Origin of the sequence: Paenisporosarcina indica (assembly GCF_001939075.1) — a bacterium.
In the GTDB taxonomy this organism is placed as follows: domain Bacteria; phylum Bacillota; class Bacilli; order Bacillales_A; family Planococcaceae; genus Paenisporosarcina; species Paenisporosarcina indica.
This window is the reverse complement of sequence record NZ_MPTA01000007.1, coordinates 160,040-177,906: the sequence shown is the minus strand read 5'-3', so window position 1 is coordinate 177,906 and position 17,867 is coordinate 160,040. Positions and strand designations below refer to the sequence as shown.

The window sequence follows — 17,867 nt, the reverse complement described above, 5'->3', positions numbered from 1 at the left end:
AAACTATTTGTGGTTTTCATGTCTGAGGGGTAGAATATCCTGTAGGTCAAAATTTTAGAAGTCAGGAAGTTATTTATGTCAAATAATTTATTTAAAGGTACCGCAATTTTAACACTAGGTCTTTTTTTGTCAAAAGTACTTGGCGTATTATATATAATTCCGTTTTATTCAATGGTAGGAGAAGAAAATATTGGACTTTATCAGTATGCGTATATTCCATATAATTTAATGTTATCATTGGCCATTTCAGGAGCTCCTATAGCATTCTCGAAATTTGTTTCAAAGTATAACACATTAGGTGACTACCAAACCGGACGTGATTTGTTGAAATCTGGCTTAGTCACAATGATGATTACCGGTGTTATTTCATTTTTAATTCTCTATTTTTTCGCAGAACCTTTAGCCAAAATCACAATTGATCCAAAGGAAGATATTTATTCTTTAACGGATGTCAAAGAGTCTATCCAATGGGTAAGTTTTGCATTAATTGTTGTACCGTTTATGAGTTTATTAAGAGGTTTCTTCCAAGGGTATAGCTATATGATGCCAACAGCGGTTTCTCAACTCGTGGAACAGATTGTCCGTATTATCTTCCTTTTAGGTGGAGCATTTGTAGTTATTAATATAATGAATGGTTCCCCTAAATTAGCCATCCAACTAGCCGTGCTATCCGCATTTGTCGGGGCACTTGGTGGGCTAGTTGTTCTCTATTACTATTGGAAGCAAAAAAAACCAGAATACGATCAGTTGTTGTTGGCTTCAACTTCCTCGTATGATGTTGGATTAAAGGATATGTACAAAGAGATTGTCGTATATGCCATTCCTGTTGTGTTCCTAGGAATTGCTAACCCGTTATTTCAGTTTGTCGACTTATTGACGTTTAATCGAGCGATGAACGTTTCGGATGACATTGACTATTTAGGGATATTGAATCTTACGGCTCACAAATTAGTAATGATTCCAGTAATGCTTGCTACTGGTTTTTCAATGGCATTAATCCCTTTAATCACAAGATATTTTACGACCAATGAGCATAATCAATTGGCTCGAACTTTAGATAATACGTTCCAAGTTTTGTACTTTTTAACTCTCCCTGCTGTAGTAGGGATGACCGTCTTAGCAAATGAGTTATATCATTTGTTCTATCAACAAAGCGAAGTCGGTTCAGATATCCTTGCGCACTATTTACCGGTGGCCATCTTGTTCAGTTTATTCCCAGTAACGGCTTCAATTTTACAAGGAATTAATCAACAAAAGTGGATTATCCTTAATTTATTGGTTGGATTACTCATTAAATTAGCCTTAAATATCCCTTTCATTGGGTTATGGGAAACAAACGGGGCAATTGCTGCAACGATTATTGGATACAGTGTAGCGATCTTCATGAACTTGGCGGTTTTAGTGGTTACACAAAATTACCGATCAAAATTACTAGTACGAAGAATCGCGCTGATTTCAATCATGAATGTCATCATGCTTATTGTAGTTGTGATTGCTCGACTATTGCTCGTTCATTTTATGCCTGCTGAATCTAAACTTGGAGCTCTAGTCATTATTCTGATAGTGGGTGCAATTGGTGGAGCGGTTTATGGCTATATCGGGCTACGCTTAGGAATCGCGCAAAAGTTATTCGGCGAGCGATTAACGAAATATACGAAGAAATTCGGTTTTTAAGGTGGTTCTTTCATGAGATTAGACAAATTGCTTTCGAATATGGGATATGGTTCAAGGAAAGAAATAAAGATTTTATTGAAATCAAAAGCTGTTGAGGTAAATGGGGATTTTGCGAAAGATGTGTCCATGCATGTGGATACAGAAAAGGATCGAATTATTGTGTTTGGTGAGCAAGTCATATACACGGAATTCATTTATTTAATGATGAATAAACCGCCTGGCGTCATTTCTGCAACGGAAGATAAAAAAGACAAAACGGTGGTCGATTTACTTGACCCGTTAGCTCAGCACTTCAAGCCTTTTCCAGTTGGTCGTTTAGATAAAGATACTGAAGGACTTTTAATTCTGACGAATGATGGACATTTAACACATCAATTACTGTCACCCAAAAAACATGTTCCTAAACTATATTTTGCAGTTATTGAGGGTCGTGTCACTGAGGAAGATGTGAAGAAATTCAAAGAAGGTGTCACACTTGAGGATGGGTATTTTACTAAACCTGGTGAATTATCGATTCTGAAAAGTGGTGAGATGTCTGAAATTGAGTTGACCATTATGGAAGGTAAGTTTCATCAAGTGAAAAGAATGTTTGAAGCTGTTGGGAAAAAAGTGACATACTTAAAACGCATGTCTATGGGTTCACTTCAGTTAGATGAAACGTTAGAGCTTGGAGATTATCGTCCGTTAACAGAAGAGGAATTGAATGCATTACAACAAAAAGAATGACCGAAACTTTTCGGTCATTCTTTTTGTTGCATTGAACGCTGTTCTAAGATGTCATTTTTACACGTTTGTTCGTCGTAGTCCAACTGCCTCGGCATGGACTGCTTACCAAATCATTAAAGGCTAACACATTCAAATCTCTTTGAATGGTGCGAGGAGTGATGCCGAATTCATCGACTAAGTCTTGTGTCGTTACAATTCCGTGATCGTGGATGAACATATACACATCTTTAATTCGATTGAGCATCCGATCAGTAGTTGGTTTCATTGTTGAACCACTCCTTCATCTTATGTTCTCATGGCAAAAGACTAGCGGACGACTATGAGTTATTGATAGACTCAAATGTGTGAATAAAGTGCCGTAGACAGCTCCTTTTTTAATTGTTGGCCAGAACGTTAAAGTCTGACAATTAAATTATAAAATATTCTGTCCTTATTTTCTAGTATATTTTCTTATTTTTACAGAGGTTTAATATAATTGTAACATTTAAAGGCGAATGAATACTAAGGTAATAGATGGTAATGTTCGCTTTTATGTTAGTGTTTGGTTACCACTATGATTTTTCAATGAATGGTGTAGAATATCTTTATGAATGTGGCAGGAGGAATGTAGACATGATTAATTGGTTGACAGAAGCAAAGATAAGACAATCAGAGTTACTCTCAGAATTACAGCAATTAATTCAAATTCCAAGTGTTTTAGATGAATCATTATCGTCTAGTGCACAGCCGTTTGGACCAGAGCCACTTAGAGCCTTAGAATGGATGCTCCAAAAAGGGCAAGAAGCAGGCATGACTATTAAAAATGTCGATCAAATGGCTGGTCACATTGAAATGGGTGAAGGTGAAGAACTTCTTGGGATTTTAGGGCATGTTGATGTTGTACCAGCTGGTAAAGGCTGGACGTACCCGCCATTTGAAGGTCACATTGAAAATGACCGTCTTTATGGGAGAGGGGCGATTGACGACAAAGGTCCAACAATGGCAGCATGGATGGCTATGAAGATGGTAAAAGATGCAGGCATCCCATTAAATAAACGAGTGAGACTAATTATTGGAACAGATGAAGAAAGTGGTTTCCGTTGTGTAAAGCGGTACTTCGAAAAAGAAGAAATGCCACATATCGGATTTGCACCAGACGCAGATTTCCCGATTATTAATGCAGAAAAAGGAATAGCAACTTTGCGGTTTTCAACAACAAATCTTGAAAGTAAGGAACAGCTACAATCATTCCAAGCTGGAACAAGAACGAACATGGTTCCTGATGTAGCGACTGCGGTGATCCGAATTAATAATGACTCAATTGAATCTGAGTTTGAGTTATTTAAACAACAACATAAATTAAAAGGTGAAGCAGAAGTTCGTCACTCTGAAGTGCATCTTACACTCGAAGGAAAATCAGCACATGCGATGGAACCGAACGATGGACTAAACGCAGGCGTTTATTTAGCTAAGTTTTTAGTGGATTTCGTCACTACTTCAGGATCGAAAAGCTTTATTGATTTTGTTTCATCATCTTTCTACGACGATTCAAGAGGGCGTTCTTTAGGGATGCAGTTTTCCGATGACGTATCAGGAGACACGACCTTAAATGCAGGGATTCTCGCATTCACCCCATTGTCTGGCGGTACCGTAGACGTAAGTTTACGTTATTCGGTATCGTATTCATTTGACATGAAACTAACTGAATGCCAGTCTATTTGTAATGTAAAAGGATTCTCAGTAGATGTCTTGTCTAATTCTAAGCCACACTATGTGGAGGAGTCAGATGAACTTATTCAAAGTTTGTCACGCGTATATGAAAGACAAACTGGAGAAAAAGCGACCTTGCTAGCTATTGGTGGAGGGACATATGCACGTGTGCTTCAAAAAGGCGTAGCATTCGGCATGCTGTTCCCAGGTGAAAAAGATGTTGCCCATCAAGTAGACGAATTTATAGATATCCCGAATTTAATCAAAGCGGTGGCGATTTATGCAGATGCAATTTGTGAACTCGCTTCCAAAAAATAATCTTAGAAAGAAGGATTAGCCAAATGACATGGGTTTTATGGAATGATCGACTAGTAAAAGATGAAGAGATTCGCTTGTCTAAAGAAGACCGTGGTTACCAATTCGGTGATGGAATTTACGAGGTTATTCGTGTGTATGATAGCAATATGTTTACAGCCAAAGAACATATTGATCGGTTGTATGAAAGTGCTGACAAAATTAAGATCGTTATTCCGTATACAAAAGACGTTTTTCATAAAATGATGTACGATTTGATTGAAGCAAATGAAGTCAAAACTGGACAAGTATATGTCCAAATTACGCGAGGATCAGCTCCTAGAACACATCAATTCCCAGCAACAGTGAGCGAGCCTGTCATAACTGCCAGTACAAAAGAGGTGGAACGTCCTGTCTCACAAATGGCAAATGGAGTAGCAGCTAAAACAGTGGAAGATATTAGATGGTTGCGTTGTGATATTAAGAGTCTCAACTTATTAGGCAATGTTTTGGCGAAACAAGAAGCACATGAATCGGGGTGCTTCGAAGCACTGTTACATAGAGGAGATACGATCACTGAAGGATCTTCTTCCAATATGTACGGCATAAAGGATGGCGTATTATATACGCATCCTGCAACAAATTTAATCTTAAATGGAATAACTAGACGGGTTATTTTGAGTTGCTGTGAAGAAATCGGTTTACCCGTAGTGGAACAACCGATGTCGTTATCCGATGTATATTCAAATGACGAATTCTTTATGTCCTCCACAACCGCCGAGATTATGCCGATCGTTATGATTAATGGCGAGAAAGTTGGCTCAGGCATACGTGGAGAGTGGACAACAAAACTACAAGTTGCCTTTGAAGCAAAAATAAACCAAACAATTAATGTATAATAAATTTGCCCTCTACTTCGGTAGTGGGTATTTTTTCGACTTTTTCTGCTGTAAACTGTTGTAAATAAATCGGGTGGTGACAATTTTGGTACAACATTATTTCATTGGCTTTAAAATTCCTGAAAAAGAAGCACAACAATTGGATCACGTACGCAGTACATGGAATTTACAAGCAACACATAAAGTGATCCCACATTCTAGTGACCTACACATCACACTTCTGTATTTAGGTGCAGTGGAGGATGAAACCATGCAGAGATTAAGTGAACGATTAACTGATCTTCAGGAAACATGTACTTCGTTTGATTTAACTATAAATGGGATTGCTTCTTTTGGAAGTCACAGAAATCCACGTGTAGTCTATGTATCCGTAGAAGAAGAATCTAAATTAAAGCTGTTACAAACAAATGTAAAGATGATTGCCGAGTCTTTAAACTTTAAAGTAGATCAAAAACCTTTCGTTCCTCATATCACTTTGGCAAAGAAATGGATTGGCAAGGAAGACTTGAATATGGAAGATAAACAAGTTGATCAAATGAATTTTATGATTAAACAATTTTCGATTTATTCGATACATCCTCAAAAAATCCCTTCCTATCATGCGATTAAAACAATTGAATTGAAGGATCAATAATGATGGATATTACCATAATAGTGAATCCAGCTGCTGGAAACGGCAAAGCACTCAAACGGTGGGAAGCGTTTAAAAAAGACTTGGATTTCTCATATAATCTTAAAATCACCTCACATCCAAAGCAAGCGACCGAATTAACCAAGGAATGTATCCAAACGGATAATCATCATCTTGTGATTGCGTTTGGTGGAGATGGAACGGCTCATGAAGTAATTGAGGGTGCTTTAGGATGTCAGAAATGTATTGTAGGCGTCATTGGAGCGGGTTCTGGCAATGACTTCGGGCGTGGATATCATTCGTTTAAAACAGCGAATGAACTCAATCATTATGTGCGTTCTTTTCCTAAAAACAAAGCGATGGATGCAGGACTTTTACAAGCTGATGAAAGTGATTATTTTTTTGTCAATAATGCGGGGATTGGCTTTGATGCTTATATCGCTTTTCAGGTCAATAAATCATCGATAAAAAAATATCTAAATAAGTTTGGATTAGGCAAACTCTCTTATACATATTATCTCATTTCATCACTTGTAACATTTAAGCGATTTCAACTCACAGTGGAAACGACTGAGCAATTTTTCTCTTTTCAAAATGTATGGTTTGCTACTGTCAGTAATCAATCTTATTTTGGTGGAGGAATGAAAATATCACCTACTTCCAATACGACGGACGGCTTGATTGAAGTGACCATCGTTCACAATTTATCGCGTTTAAAGCTATTATTGGTGTTTGTGACCGTATTCTTTGGCAAGCATACAAAGTTTAAAGAAGTCCATCAATTTAAAGCGAAAAATTATATCCTTACCACCGACAGAAAAGTTTTTCGTCATACAGATGGTGAATTTGCCGGTCAGACGATACCTAACACTGAAAATCAATTTACTGTACAGGAAGGAATTTGGCGTATTACGAATCTAGATCCTCTTGACGTTTCTTCTATCATCAATGATAATAAATACGCGAAAAGAGAGAATGAAAGTAGGATAAAATAAATGAGATTACGTAACAAACCATGGGCTGAAGATTATATTACAGCTCATCCACATATTGTGATACCTAATCCTGAAGATCATAAAGGGAAATGGAATCTTGTCTTTCATAATGACAATCCCCTTCATATTGAGGTAGGAACAGGTCGAGGTAAATTTATTACAGGGATGGCAAAGGCAAATCCTAATATTAACTACATGGGAATCGAGTTATATGATAGTGTCATCGTGTCTGCTCTTGAAAATGCGATAGAAGCTGGTTCTTTGCCCAATTTAAAACTATTAAAAGTAGATGGTGCACATTTACTGAAATTTTTCGAAAAGAATGATGTTAGTCGCGTATATTTAAATTTTTCAGATCCGTGGCCAAAAATTCGTCATGCCAAAAGACGATTGTCTCATGAGAACTTCTTGAAACTATATGAATCGATTCTAATTGATCATGGTGAAGTCCATTTTAAAACAGATAATCGTGGACTCTTTGAGTTTTCATTAATGAGCATGTCCGAATATGGGATGCTGTTAAAATATGTCTCGCTTGATTTGCATTCTAACATGCCTGAAGACAATATCATGACAGAATATGAAGAAAAATTTTCTGCAAAAGGGCAACCAATCTATCGATTGGAATCTCAGTTTATTAAGAAAAAAGAATAAGTAGATTTTTGCATTAAAACAAATTAAAAACGAATTTGAAACGTCACTCAATCAAGAGATTGTTGTGACGTTTTTTGTTAAACTAAACTTACAATAAAGGGAGGGAAATAAATGGATCAATATAAATTTCATGATATGACATTAACATGGTTAAAAGGTGGCTTTACATTATTAGACGGTGGAGCGATGTTTGGCGTTGTGCCTAAGGCTTTGTGGTCAAAAAGATACCCAGCCGATGAATTAAATCGTATTGAATTGAGCACTGACCCGATTCTCATTCAGTTTGAAGGAAAGAATTTATTAATAGATTCAGGTGTAGGAAATAGAATGAATGAGAAACAACTACGAAATAACGGGGTAATCCAACAATCTCATCTAGAAGATTCATTAGCGATGGTAGGGTTGCTGACTGAGGACATAGACTTTGTTCTAATGACACATATGCATGCAGATCATGCTAGTGGATTAACAAAGGTGGAGAATGAAGAGTTTGTTTCTACTTTTCCGAATGCGAAGATTTTCGTTTCCGCAATTGAATGGGCTGAAATGAGAAATCCAAACATACGCTCAAGAAATACATATTGGAAAGAGAATTGGGAGTCAATTCAACCGCAAGTCGAAACATTTGAAGAAGAGTTGGAAGTGATTCCGGGAATCCGTATGGTCCATACAGGTGGTCATAGCAATGGACATAGCGTTATTAAGTTACAACAAAACGGAGAAACGATTGTCCATATGGCGGATATCATGCCAACTCATGCTCACCAAAATCCACTATGGGTGTTAGCATATGATGATTACCCAATGGATTCAATTTTTGCAAAGGAAAAACTCGTAAGTGAAGCCTTAAAAGAGGGACATGCGTTTATTTTTTATCACGATGCTTACTATCGTTTAGTTAAATGGGACGAAACTGGTAAACAAGTGGTGGAGAAATTAGAGCGTACAAGAGAAGAAAGTCTCTCATAATAATTAAGCTCAATGTGAGATATAGTATAAAATTCATTCCAAAAACCGAGACCACTGAAAAAGTTTACCATTATAGACCGGACTTATCCTATAATCACGCTTCTGCGCTTTGTGGATGGATCCAGCGAGAAGCCAGTCAGAAAATCACTGCCATTCTTCCAGCTCCGACTACCACTTGAAAGGCGCATACGCTAGTTTTGTCTAGTCATTTTGATACCATCTAAATTCAGCACAGTGTTTACAAATACCTAACGAGCCTTCCCTCGATTTTATAGAGGAAAGACTCGTTTTTTAATTAAAAGGACTTTTCGTTGGTTTCCAAAAACCTTGGGATCGCTTCAACTTTATATTTTTATTAAATCGACGACAGTTCCTGTTCGTGCGTCTGCGAAAAACTCAAATTGTTCAATTTGTCCTTCACGCACACGCGAAATTCCACCTCTGTAGACATCTGTTGAAATTGATTGACGCTTAAAAGGTTCGGTTTTCATATAAATCCATGATCCGTCAATCGGTCCTTCAGCTTTAAACGATTGTTTGATGCCATGTAAAATAAGTTCAGCAGGTTTGGTTGGGTCAATACGATGTGCCACTTCGCGTACTAACAACCCTGCTGCAATCCCCGTCGAAAATCCTAAGAGTAAATCTCTCTTTCTCATAAATGAACCCTCCTATTGCATCAGTTTAGTACAGTTTAACATATGTAGCACCGATGGTTAGTGTGAAATAAATACGTCAAATAATTCGCTAGTCGAAAGAGAAAAGGTGGAAATGTTCTGATAAATCGACTACAATATTTAAGAATGTACGTACATAGGGGGATTTGACATTGAATTCAGAAACACTTCAATTATTTAAAACATTAACTGAACTTCCAGGTGCACCAGGTAATGAACATGCTATCAGAAAATTCATGAAAACCGAACTAGAGAAATACTCAGATGAACTAGTTCAAGACAATTTAGGTGGCATTTTTGGATTGAAAAAAGGGGACGAACAAGGTCCTACGATCTTAGTTGCAGGACATATGGATGAAGTTGGATTTATGGTAACTCAAATCACGTCCAATGGTATGTTGCGTTTCCAACCTCTAGGTGGTTGGTGGAGTCAAGTTTTACTTGCACAACGTGTTGAGATTATTACAGACAATGGACCTGTTGTGGGCGTAATCGGTTCAATTCCTCCCCATTTATTAAGTGATGAAGTACGTAACAAGCCAATGGATATTAAAAATATGTTAATTGACATTGGAGCAGATGATTTAGAAGATGCTAAAAGAATCGGCATTCGACCAGGGCAGCAAATTGTTCCGATTTGCCCATTCACTCCAATGGCCAATAACAAAAAAATATTAGCGAAAGCATGGGATAACCGCTATGGTTGTGGACTTGCAATTGAATTACTAAAAGAACTAAAAGATGAAAAATTACCAAACACACTGTATTCAGGTGCCAATGTCATGGAAGAAGTCGGCTTAAGAGGTGCTTCAGCATCAGCGAATTTAATCAAACCGGACTTGTTCTTCGCATTAGACGCAAGCCCTGCAAATGATATGTCGGGTTCAAAAACTGAATTTGGTCAACTTGGAAAAGGAACGTTATTACGTATTTTTGACCGTTCAATGATTACACATCGTGGAATGCGTGAATTTGTTTTAGATACAGCTGAAACACATAATATTCCATACCAATATTTCATTTCACAAGGTGGAACAGATGCTGGTCGCGTACACACAGCAAATGATGGCGTACCAAGTGCGGTTGTTGGTATTTGTTCACGCTACATTCATACATCGGGTTCTATAATTCATACGGATGATTACGCAGCAGCGAAAGAATTGATTGTCAAACTCGTTCGTTCAGCTGATAAAACTACACTTGAAACGATTCATCAAAATGTATAAAAAAGTGCCTGAAAAGGCACTTTTTTTGTACCATAATCTTAGGAGGAAGAAATGAAAATCGCGATAGGAACAAAAAACACGGCAAAAGTTAAAGCTGTTCAAAATAGATGTAACTCGTTATTAGATAATGTGGAATTTATCATGTTCGATGTACCCTCACTTGTATCTGCTCAACCTTTTGGGGACGCGGAAACATTACAAGGTGCAAAGAATCGTGCTATACAAGCTTGTAAGGAACAAAATAGTGACATGGCCTTTGGTCTTGAAGGCGGTGTAAAGGAGCTTGATGGTCAATTATATATGTGTAATTGGGGTGCATTACAGACACGATCAGGGCAACAATACATAGCAGGTGGGGCGCAAATTCCATTGCCGGAAGAAATTGCTAATTCCTTACGAACAGGTGGAGAACTTGGACCACTTATGGATGTCTATACAAATCAAATAGGGATTCGTTATCATGAAGGTGCAATCGGGGTATTTACACATGGAATCGTCAAGCGTGCAGAGATGTTTGAACATGTAGTCAATCTACTAATAGGTCAATACCTAAGAGCACACTCAAACTCATAAGGTCCATAGGTTGCAACGAATTCAGAACCATATTAAAATAAAAGATAGTGCTTTCATGGAATGGGGGAAAATACATGAGCCGAAAATGGATGCGAATTGTGATCGCACCTTTCTTAATAGTAAGTTTAGCTGCGTGTTCTTCGTCTGCTGAAGAACAGACAAAAGAAGGTTTAAAAGCAGCAAAAGAGATATTTCACGGTGATATAGTTGAATCAAACGAACAAATTGATCATGTTGAATTGTTTGTTCCGAGTGGTTTTACAATACAAGAAAATTCGGATGAAACGAATATTGTATTGATGAACAACAGTGATTCTTACGTATTATTTATTAATCCAAATGAAAAACAGAACAGTAATTTGTTTTATGATTTATTACAAGCTGAGAAGAAAGAGACAATTATTGTTCAACAAACATTTGAACAGAATGGTCGATTTGGTTTCGTTGCTGTTTATCCATCAGGTGAGGACAAGTATGAAATCATATCTAGTATTGGTGGCGTGAAACTAACGACAATTTCTGATGAAGCAAATATTGCTACAAATATGGAAAAAATGATGAAAATGGTTCGTTCGGTAAAAGTAGAAGCATAAAGGAGCGATTAATTTGAGAGATTTACAATCTGTTGAAGAATTTCAAGCTTTAAAAGTAACGGAAAACGTTGTGTTTTTATTCACGGCTGGTTGGTGTTCAGACTGTCATTTCATTGATCCATTTATGCCTGAAATAGAAGAGAAATATAATTTCTTTACTTTCATTTCAGTAAATCGCGATCAATTTTTAGATACATGTATCGAACATGATATCTTCGGAATTCCAAGTTTTCTTGTATATAAAAATGGATTAGAAGCAGGTCGTTTTGTTAGTAAAGACCGTAAAACAAAAGAAGAAATCGAACAATTTTTAGAAGAACTTTTATAGTTTAAGGTGTTTTGACATGAGTTCCATAAATCGGTTCTTACTAAGCTCGTACCTAAACTTTTAGTTGTAAGTAATTGAATAAAAAGAGCGGTTCCGCCCTATTGGTGAGAACCGTTTCCTTTTGTAAAGGACGTGAAATTATGAAACCAGAGCAGCTTTTCGAACGATTAAAACAAAAGCTTCCAAACCCAGCATTCACCTGGAATCATGATCAAAAAACGGATCGCGTGAGACTTCATCATACAAAACTAAATAAAGGGATGGAAATATCACTACCCGAAATTTTATCGAAATATGAAGTGAAAAAAGATAATGCGATTAACGAAATCGTGTATACGATTAGCCAAACATTTGAAGCAATGGAACAAGAGACACAAGGCTTAGAACGATCAATGTCTCATATATATCCAGTTATTCGGTCTACTTCATTCCCTGTAAAATCAAATGAAGGACACGATTTTGTAGTAACGGACCATACTGCGGAAACACGTATTTTTTATGCATTAGACCTAGGAAACACGTATCGATTACTTGATGTAAATATGTTGGATCAGTTAAAAATTACTGATTCAGAAGTAAAAGAAGCCGCTAGATTTCAGGTTCGTAAACTTTCAACAGAACTGAAAGAAGACCATGTTGCGGGTAATGTTTTTTACTTTGTAAATGCAAATGATGGATATGATGCAAGTCGAATCTTAAATGAACAATTCTTAACTGAGATGCAAGCTAAAATTGAAGGGGATATGACGTTATCTGTTCCTCACCAAGATGTTTTAATTGTAGGTGATATTCGAAATGAAACGGGCTATGATGTGCTTGCTCAATTAACAATGCATTTCTTTACTGTGGGCAAAGTTCCAATTACCTCATTATCTTTTATCTATGAAGATGGAGAACTTGAACCCATATTTATCTTGGCGAAAAATCGTGTGCAAAAGGAGAATAAAAACAAATGAATATTTTTTATAACACAAAAGGTGTAGGTGACGTACTTTTAGTCCAACTTACAAGCAATACATTTGAAGAAGTAACAACTGAAACAAAAGGAGATATTACCCTGATCAAGGACTTGAAAACAGGGGAAGTAGGAGCATTCAATATTTTTAATGCTAGCAAATATCTTCAATTGACGGACCAATCGTCTATTTTGGTAACGGAAGAATTAGTTGATACTCTTCAAAAATTAGTATATAAAAACGATTTAGACCTTCAATTAGACGTAGACTTTTCACCTAAATTTGTCGTGGGTTATGTAATTTCAAAAGAAGAACACCCAAATGCAGATAAATTAAACGTTTGCCAAGTGGACGTTGGACAGGAAACATTGCAAATTGTATGCGGTGCGCCAAACGTCGACGCAGGTCAAAAGGTTGTTGTAGCTAAGGTTGGTGCGGTTATGCCAAGTGGTTTAGTAATAAAAGATGCAGAACTTCGGGGAGTTGCATCTAGCGGGATGATTTGTTCGGCAAAAGAATTGGCATTACCCGATGCACCAGCTGAAAAAGGGATTTTAGTATTAGATGAATCTGCGGAAATAGGATTAGCTTTCCAAGCATAAACTAGGTAAAACTCTGTGTACTCAAGAATTGGCATACACAGGGTTTTTTCTAGACGTTTGATTTGACTAGTAAACCTGCTAAAATGGAAACATTGATATGAAAAGAGGGTTTGCATTGAATTGGTTGACCAAAGCATTTAAAAAAGTATTTTCAGATGAACTACAGGACAAAGAAGATTATATAGATGAAAATGAAATTCCTACATATAAACAGTCCAAAATACCTTTCCGTTTCCCCCTTTTAAGCGATGTTGAAAAAGATCGTTTTATAAATGGGGAAGAACTAAAGGATGAACAAGAAGAAGAGCCACAGCCACTATATATGCATAAGCAATGGCAAAAACAACGCCAAAATACAATTGTTCACCAATCAACAAAATCAAGTACAGAACAATTTGTAAAACCTATCAAAACTGATAGTGAACAAGAAGTGAAGCCCAGAATTACGAAGGTACCGGTTCAATCCAAAATATTTACACCAACAGATGTTCCATCACCCGTTCATGGTTTCAATCAACGAAAATTGACCCCGATTAAGGAGTTATTGGTTCGAAAAAACCAGGATGAAGTGGTGGCAACTACAAACGTTGTTTCACCAAAACCAAACACGGTGGTATCTCGCACGGTCGTCTTGCAAGAACAAGAAGTGGCAGTAAGTCAAGTAATGGATTCACCACAAGAACAAGAAGTGGCAGTAACTCAAGAAATGGTTTCACCACCAGACCAAGAAGTGACAGTAACTCAAGAAATGGTTTCCCCACAAGAACAAGAAGTGGCAGTAACTCAAGAAATGGTTTCCCCACCAGAGCAAGAAGTGGCAGTAACTCAAGTAATGGATTCACCACAAGAACAAGAAGTGGCAGTGAGTCAAGAAATGGTTTCCCCACCTGAGCAAGAAGTGACAGTAACTCAAGTAATGGATTCACCACCAGGACAAGAAATAGCAGCCACTACAGTGATTCCTTTACCAAAACCTAGTGTGATTGTCACTGACAAACCTGCACTAGTGATTGATCAAGTAGATACTCAAGAAATTCGAAATATTTCAGATGTTATTGAAATGCCTCTTAACTCAAGCCAAAGTTCAGATGAAGAAAATCGGTTATCATCCGTGCAAGCTGAAGATCGCATAGTTACAGAAAAGAAAAAGAAATCACTTCCATTTAATGTTTTAATGTTGAATTCAGATAAAGAAAAATATCAGCAAAAGAAAGTTCAGGTACCTACGTTCAAAAAAGATAATCCTTCAAAGTCAATTGAGAGCCCACATTATCAACCAACACCCGTAGCGCCACCAACGGTTCAAAGTGCTGAAGTTGTACAAGAGAAAGTGGAGGAGATCGAAGGGTATGTCTTCCCAAATGAGAATTACTTAGTGCCACCTGAACAAAAGACGCAAGACTATGATTGGATGCAAATGCAAGCAGATCGATTAATAGAATCGTTATCTTACTTCCAGGTCAAAGCTGAAATTGTGCAAATGGTTCAAGGTCCTGCAGTGACCCAGTTTGAAATCACAGTCGGACAAGGAACAAAAGTAAGTAAAATTCGTAATCTAGCAGATGATTTAAAACTAGCTTTGGCAGCAAAAGACATACGGATTCAGGCACCGATTCCAGGGAAGAGTTCCATCGGAATCGAAATACCGAATCGAGTTTCTAGACCTGTGCGCATATCAGAAGTGGTTGGCAGTTCTACATTTACTGAATCGGATTCTCCGCTAGAGGCAGCTCTGGGATTAGACCTAACGGGTAAACCAGTGACGATTGATTTACGTAAAATGCCACACGGTTTAATTGCAGGAGCAACGGGTTCGGGGAAATCAGTGTGTATTAATTCAATATTAGTCAGTCTATTATATAAAGCGACGCCAAAAGAATTAAATTTATTATTAATTGATCCAAAAATGGTGGAATTAGCACCTTTTAATCATATTCCTCATCTTGTTAGTCCAGTAATTACAGATGTGAAAGCAGCTACGGCAGCTCTTAAATGGGCTGTTGAAGAAATGGAACGCAGATATCAACTTTTTGCCCATACAGGTGTCCGCGACATCACTCGTTACAATACAATGGCTGATGAAAAAAGACAATTTGCTCAGAAATTGCCCTATTTATTAATTGTCATAGATGAATTGGCAGATTTAATGATGATGGCACCAACAGAAGTGGAAGAGTCTATTTGTCGTATCGCTCAGAAAGCTCGAGCATGTGGCATTCATTTAGTAGTGGCAACCCAACGTCCATCTGTGGATGTTATTACAGGATTGATCAAGGCGAATATTCCGACTCGAATCGCGTTCTCTGTATCGTCTCAAATTGATTCTCGTACAATTCTAGACGTACAAGGAGCGGAAAGATTATTAGGACGAGGGGATATGCTGTATCTTGGAAACGGGATGTCTGCACCTACTCGCTTACAAGGAACATATGTCACCGACGAAGAGATGGAAAAAATAATCGACCATGCACGGAGCCAAGGAGAACCATCTTATTTATTTGAACAAGAAGAATTAGTTCGTCGTCTTGAAGTTGCGGAAGATCAGGATGAATTATTTGAAGAGGCCTGCCGATTTATATTAGAACAGGGTTCTGCGTCAACTTCATTATTGCAGCGAAAATATCATATCGGATACAATCGTGCGGCAAGACTCGTGGACTTGATGGAACAACACGGATATGTTTCGGAGCAAAGAGGAAGTAAGGCACGAGAAGTTTTTATTACAGAAAATGATTTAATTCTACTTTTTGGGGAATAACACCGAAAGGCAGAACATGTCGTAAAGATCCAATGGTCAGGCTAGTGGAGCTAGAAAAAATGAAAGACTGAAAGTTCATATACAATTGTGGGAAAAATCGTTCATTTCGAGTGAGGAATAAATGATGATATAATGGATAAATGAAATTGATAAAAGTACGGGCACCTTTCCCAGGAGGTTAAAATAATGACAGTTTTTCATTTTACAGGAATTAAAGGGTCTGGCATGAGTTCACTTGCACAGATATTACATGATGCAGGGAATCAAGTTCAAGGCTCAGATATAGATAAACATTTTTTCACTGAAGATCCTTTACGTGAACGCGCCATTACAATCTTGCCGTTTGATGCTAATAATATTCAAGAAGGCATGACAGTCATTGCTGGCAATGCGTACCGAGATGATCATGAGGAATTGATACGAGCAAATGAATTAAACGTTGAAGTGATACGTTATCATACGTTTTTAGGTAACTTAATGGGACAGTATACATCAGTGGGGATTACAGGATCTCACGGTAAAACATCTACTACAGGATTGATGTCGCATGTGTTAAGTGGCCATGCACCAACTTCATTCTTGATTGGTGATGGTACCGGACATGGTGAATCACAGGCTGAGTATTTTGCATTCGAGGCATGCGAATATCGTAGACACTTTTTAGCTTATCACCCGGATTATATGATAATGACAAATATTGATTTTGATCACCCCGACTATTTCGGTGGCATAGAGGATGTAGTTGAAGCTTTCCAATCGATGGCACTTCAAGTAAACAAAGCGATTATTGCATGCGGTGATGACGAACATCTGCAAAAACTTCATGCGAATGTTCCAGTCGTATTTTACGGCTTCGGTGCTGAAAATGATTTTGAAGCGCGTAATGTTACAAAAACAACGACTGGTTCGACATTTGATGTATTTGTACGAAATGAATTTTACAGTTCATTTGAAATCCCGATGTTTGGTGATCATGCTGTTCTGAATTCACTGGCAGTCATATCCTTGTGTAATTATGAAGGTATTTCTGCTGAAATTATCAATCAACAATTACTTTCTTTTGGCGGAGTTAAACGTCGTTTTTCTGAAAGTAGAAAAGGTGATTGCATTATCATCGATGATTATGCGCATCATCCAACAGAAATCAAAGCAACGATTCAGTCCGCACGTCAAAAACATCCAGATCGTGAAATTATCGCGATTTTCCAACCACATACGTTTACGAGAACGCGTACATTTTTAAATGAATTTGCTGACAGCTTAAAAACTGCAGATGCAGTTTATCTATGTGATATCTTTGGCTCTGCTCGTGAAAATGCAGGGGATCTAACGATTAAAGATTTATCTGATTTAATTGAGGATTGTACGATATTAAAAACGGAAGAAATTGAAATTCTTCTCCAACATAAAAATGCAGTTTATTTATTTATGGGTGCAGGAGACGTTCAAAAATTCCAAGCAGCATTTGAAAAAAAAATATAAAACATGGTAAACTCTAGTTGCATAGTACTAGAGTTTTTCTTTTGGGCAGGAAAATGAACATTTTTGTGGAATATACATCAGTAGACGTTTATTTCCACCTGCGTAAGGGAAGATAGGTAGTATGAACAAATTGAAGGAGGT

At 37.4% G+C, this 17,867-nt stretch carries 18 protein-coding genes; 16 read left to right on the top strand and 2 right to left on the bottom strand.

Annotation, left to right across the window (positions count from 1 at the left end; all coding sequences use genetic code 11):
• The first annotated feature begins 75 nt into the window (after nt 1-75).
• On the top strand, nt 76-1,674 hold the full coding sequence (locus GY23_RS15490) for a putative polysaccharide biosynthesis protein (protein WP_075620110.1): 1,599 nt from the start codon (nt 76-78) through the stop codon (nt 1,672-1,674).
• 12 nt (nt 1,675-1,686) lie between these two features.
• Nucleotides 1,687-2,400 (top strand): pseudouridine synthase, encoded by a 714-nt coding sequence (locus GY23_RS15485; protein WP_075620109.1) that lies wholly within the window; start codon nt 1,687-1,689, stop codon nt 2,398-2,400.
• 43 nt (nt 2,401-2,443) lie between these two features.
• Here GY23_RS15485 and GY23_RS15480 read toward each other — a convergent pair whose 3' ends face one another.
• Nucleotides 2,444-2,665 carry a DeoR family transcriptional regulator gene (locus tag GY23_RS15480; protein ID WP_075620108.1) on the bottom strand — a complete coding sequence of 74 codons (222 nt, stop codon included), beginning with the start codon at nt 2,663-2,665 and terminating at the stop codon, nt 2,444-2,446.
• A 347-nt stretch (nt 2,666-3,012) separates the two neighbouring features.
• Here GY23_RS15480 and pepV point away from each other — a divergent pair, with 347 nt between their 5' ends.
• The 6 genes from pepV (at nt 3,013) to GY23_RS15450 (ending at nt 8,531) form a co-directional block, all read left to right on the top strand.
• Nucleotides 3,013-4,407, top strand: coding sequence for a dipeptidase PepV (pepV, locus tag GY23_RS15475; RefSeq protein WP_211270692.1), 1,395 nt, complete (start codon nt 3,013-3,015; stop codon nt 4,405-4,407).
• A 23-nt stretch (nt 4,408-4,430) separates the two neighbouring features.
• Nucleotides 4,431-5,282 (top strand): D-amino-acid transaminase, encoded by an 852-nt coding sequence (gene dat / locus GY23_RS15470; RefSeq protein WP_075620107.1) that lies wholly within the window; start codon nt 4,431-4,433, stop codon nt 5,280-5,282.
• 85 nt (nt 5,283-5,367) lie between these two features.
• On the top strand, nt 5,368-5,916 hold the full coding sequence (gene thpR, locus GY23_RS15465) for an RNA 2',3'-cyclic phosphodiesterase (RefSeq protein WP_075620106.1): 549 nt from the start codon (nt 5,368-5,370) through the stop codon (nt 5,914-5,916).
• Nucleotides 5,916-6,908: a diacylglycerol/lipid kinase family protein gene (locus tag GY23_RS15460; protein ID WP_075620105.1), complete on the top strand. Its 993-nt coding sequence runs from the start codon at nt 5,916-5,918 to the stop codon at nt 6,906-6,908. The genes thpR and GY23_RS15460 overlap by 1 nt, the downstream gene beginning before the upstream one ends.
• On the top strand, nt 6,909-7,562 hold the full coding sequence (gene trmB / locus GY23_RS15455; RefSeq protein WP_075620104.1) for a tRNA (guanosine(46)-N7)-methyltransferase TrmB: 654 nt from the start codon (nt 6,909-6,911) through the stop codon (nt 7,560-7,562). It begins immediately after the preceding gene.
• A gap of 111 nt (nt 7,563-7,673) precedes the next feature.
• On the top strand, nt 7,674-8,531 hold the full coding sequence (locus GY23_RS15450) for a YtnP family quorum-quenching lactonase (RefSeq protein ID WP_075620103.1): 858 nt from the start codon (nt 7,674-7,676) through the stop codon (nt 8,529-8,531).
• A gap of 344 nt (nt 8,532-8,875) precedes the next feature.
• Here GY23_RS15450 and GY23_RS15445 read toward each other — a convergent pair whose 3' ends face one another.
• Nucleotides 8,876-9,190, bottom strand: a complete 315-nt coding sequence (locus tag GY23_RS15445; protein WP_075620102.1) for a peptidase M4 — start codon at nt 9,188-9,190, stop codon at nt 8,876-8,878.
• Nucleotides 9,191-9,360: 170 nt separating this feature from the next.
• Here GY23_RS15445 and GY23_RS15440 point away from each other — a divergent pair, with 170 nt between their 5' ends.
• From GY23_RS15440 to murC, 8 genes are all read left to right on the top strand, one after another.
• A complete protein-coding gene (locus tag GY23_RS15440) occupies nt 9,361-10,434 on the top strand; it encodes a M42 family metallopeptidase (RefSeq protein WP_075620101.1) in 1,074 nt (357 codons plus the stop codon).
• Between the two features lie 51 nt (nt 10,435-10,485).
• The gene (locus GY23_RS15435) at nt 10,486-11,007 is read left to right on the top strand and encodes a DUF84 family protein (RefSeq protein ID WP_075620100.1); all 522 of its coding nucleotides are present in this window, start codon (nt 10,486-10,488) and stop codon (nt 11,005-11,007) included.
• A gap of 74 nt (nt 11,008-11,081) precedes the next feature.
• Nucleotides 11,082-11,600 carry a hypothetical protein gene (locus GY23_RS15430; RefSeq protein WP_075620099.1) on the top strand — a complete coding sequence of 173 codons (519 nt, stop codon included), beginning with the start codon at nt 11,082-11,084 and terminating at the stop codon, nt 11,598-11,600.
• A 13-nt stretch (nt 11,601-11,613) separates the two neighbouring features.
• Nucleotides 11,614-11,928: a thioredoxin family protein gene (locus tag GY23_RS15425; protein ID WP_075620098.1), complete on the top strand. Its 315-nt coding sequence runs from the start codon at nt 11,614-11,616 to the stop codon at nt 11,926-11,928.
• A gap of 140 nt (nt 11,929-12,068) precedes the next feature.
• Entirely contained in the window at nt 12,069-12,884 is an 816-nt protein-coding gene (locus GY23_RS15420) for a DUF1444 family protein (RefSeq protein WP_075620097.1), read from the top strand.
• A complete protein-coding gene (ytpR, locus tag GY23_RS15415) occupies nt 12,881-13,486 on the top strand; it encodes a YtpR family tRNA-binding protein (protein WP_075620096.1) in 606 nt (201 codons plus the stop codon). The genes GY23_RS15420 and ytpR overlap by 4 nt, the downstream gene beginning before the upstream one ends.
• 115 nt (nt 13,487-13,601) lie before the next feature.
• On the top strand, nt 13,602-16,244 hold the full coding sequence (locus tag GY23_RS15410; protein WP_075620095.1) for a DNA translocase FtsK: 2,643 nt from the start codon (nt 13,602-13,604) through the stop codon (nt 16,242-16,244).
• Between the two features lie 186 nt (nt 16,245-16,430).
• Entirely contained in the window at nt 16,431-17,726 is a 1,296-nt protein-coding gene (gene murC, locus GY23_RS15405; protein ID WP_075620094.1) for a UDP-N-acetylmuramate--L-alanine ligase, read from the top strand.
• Nucleotides 17,727-17,867: the final 141 nt, after the last annotated feature.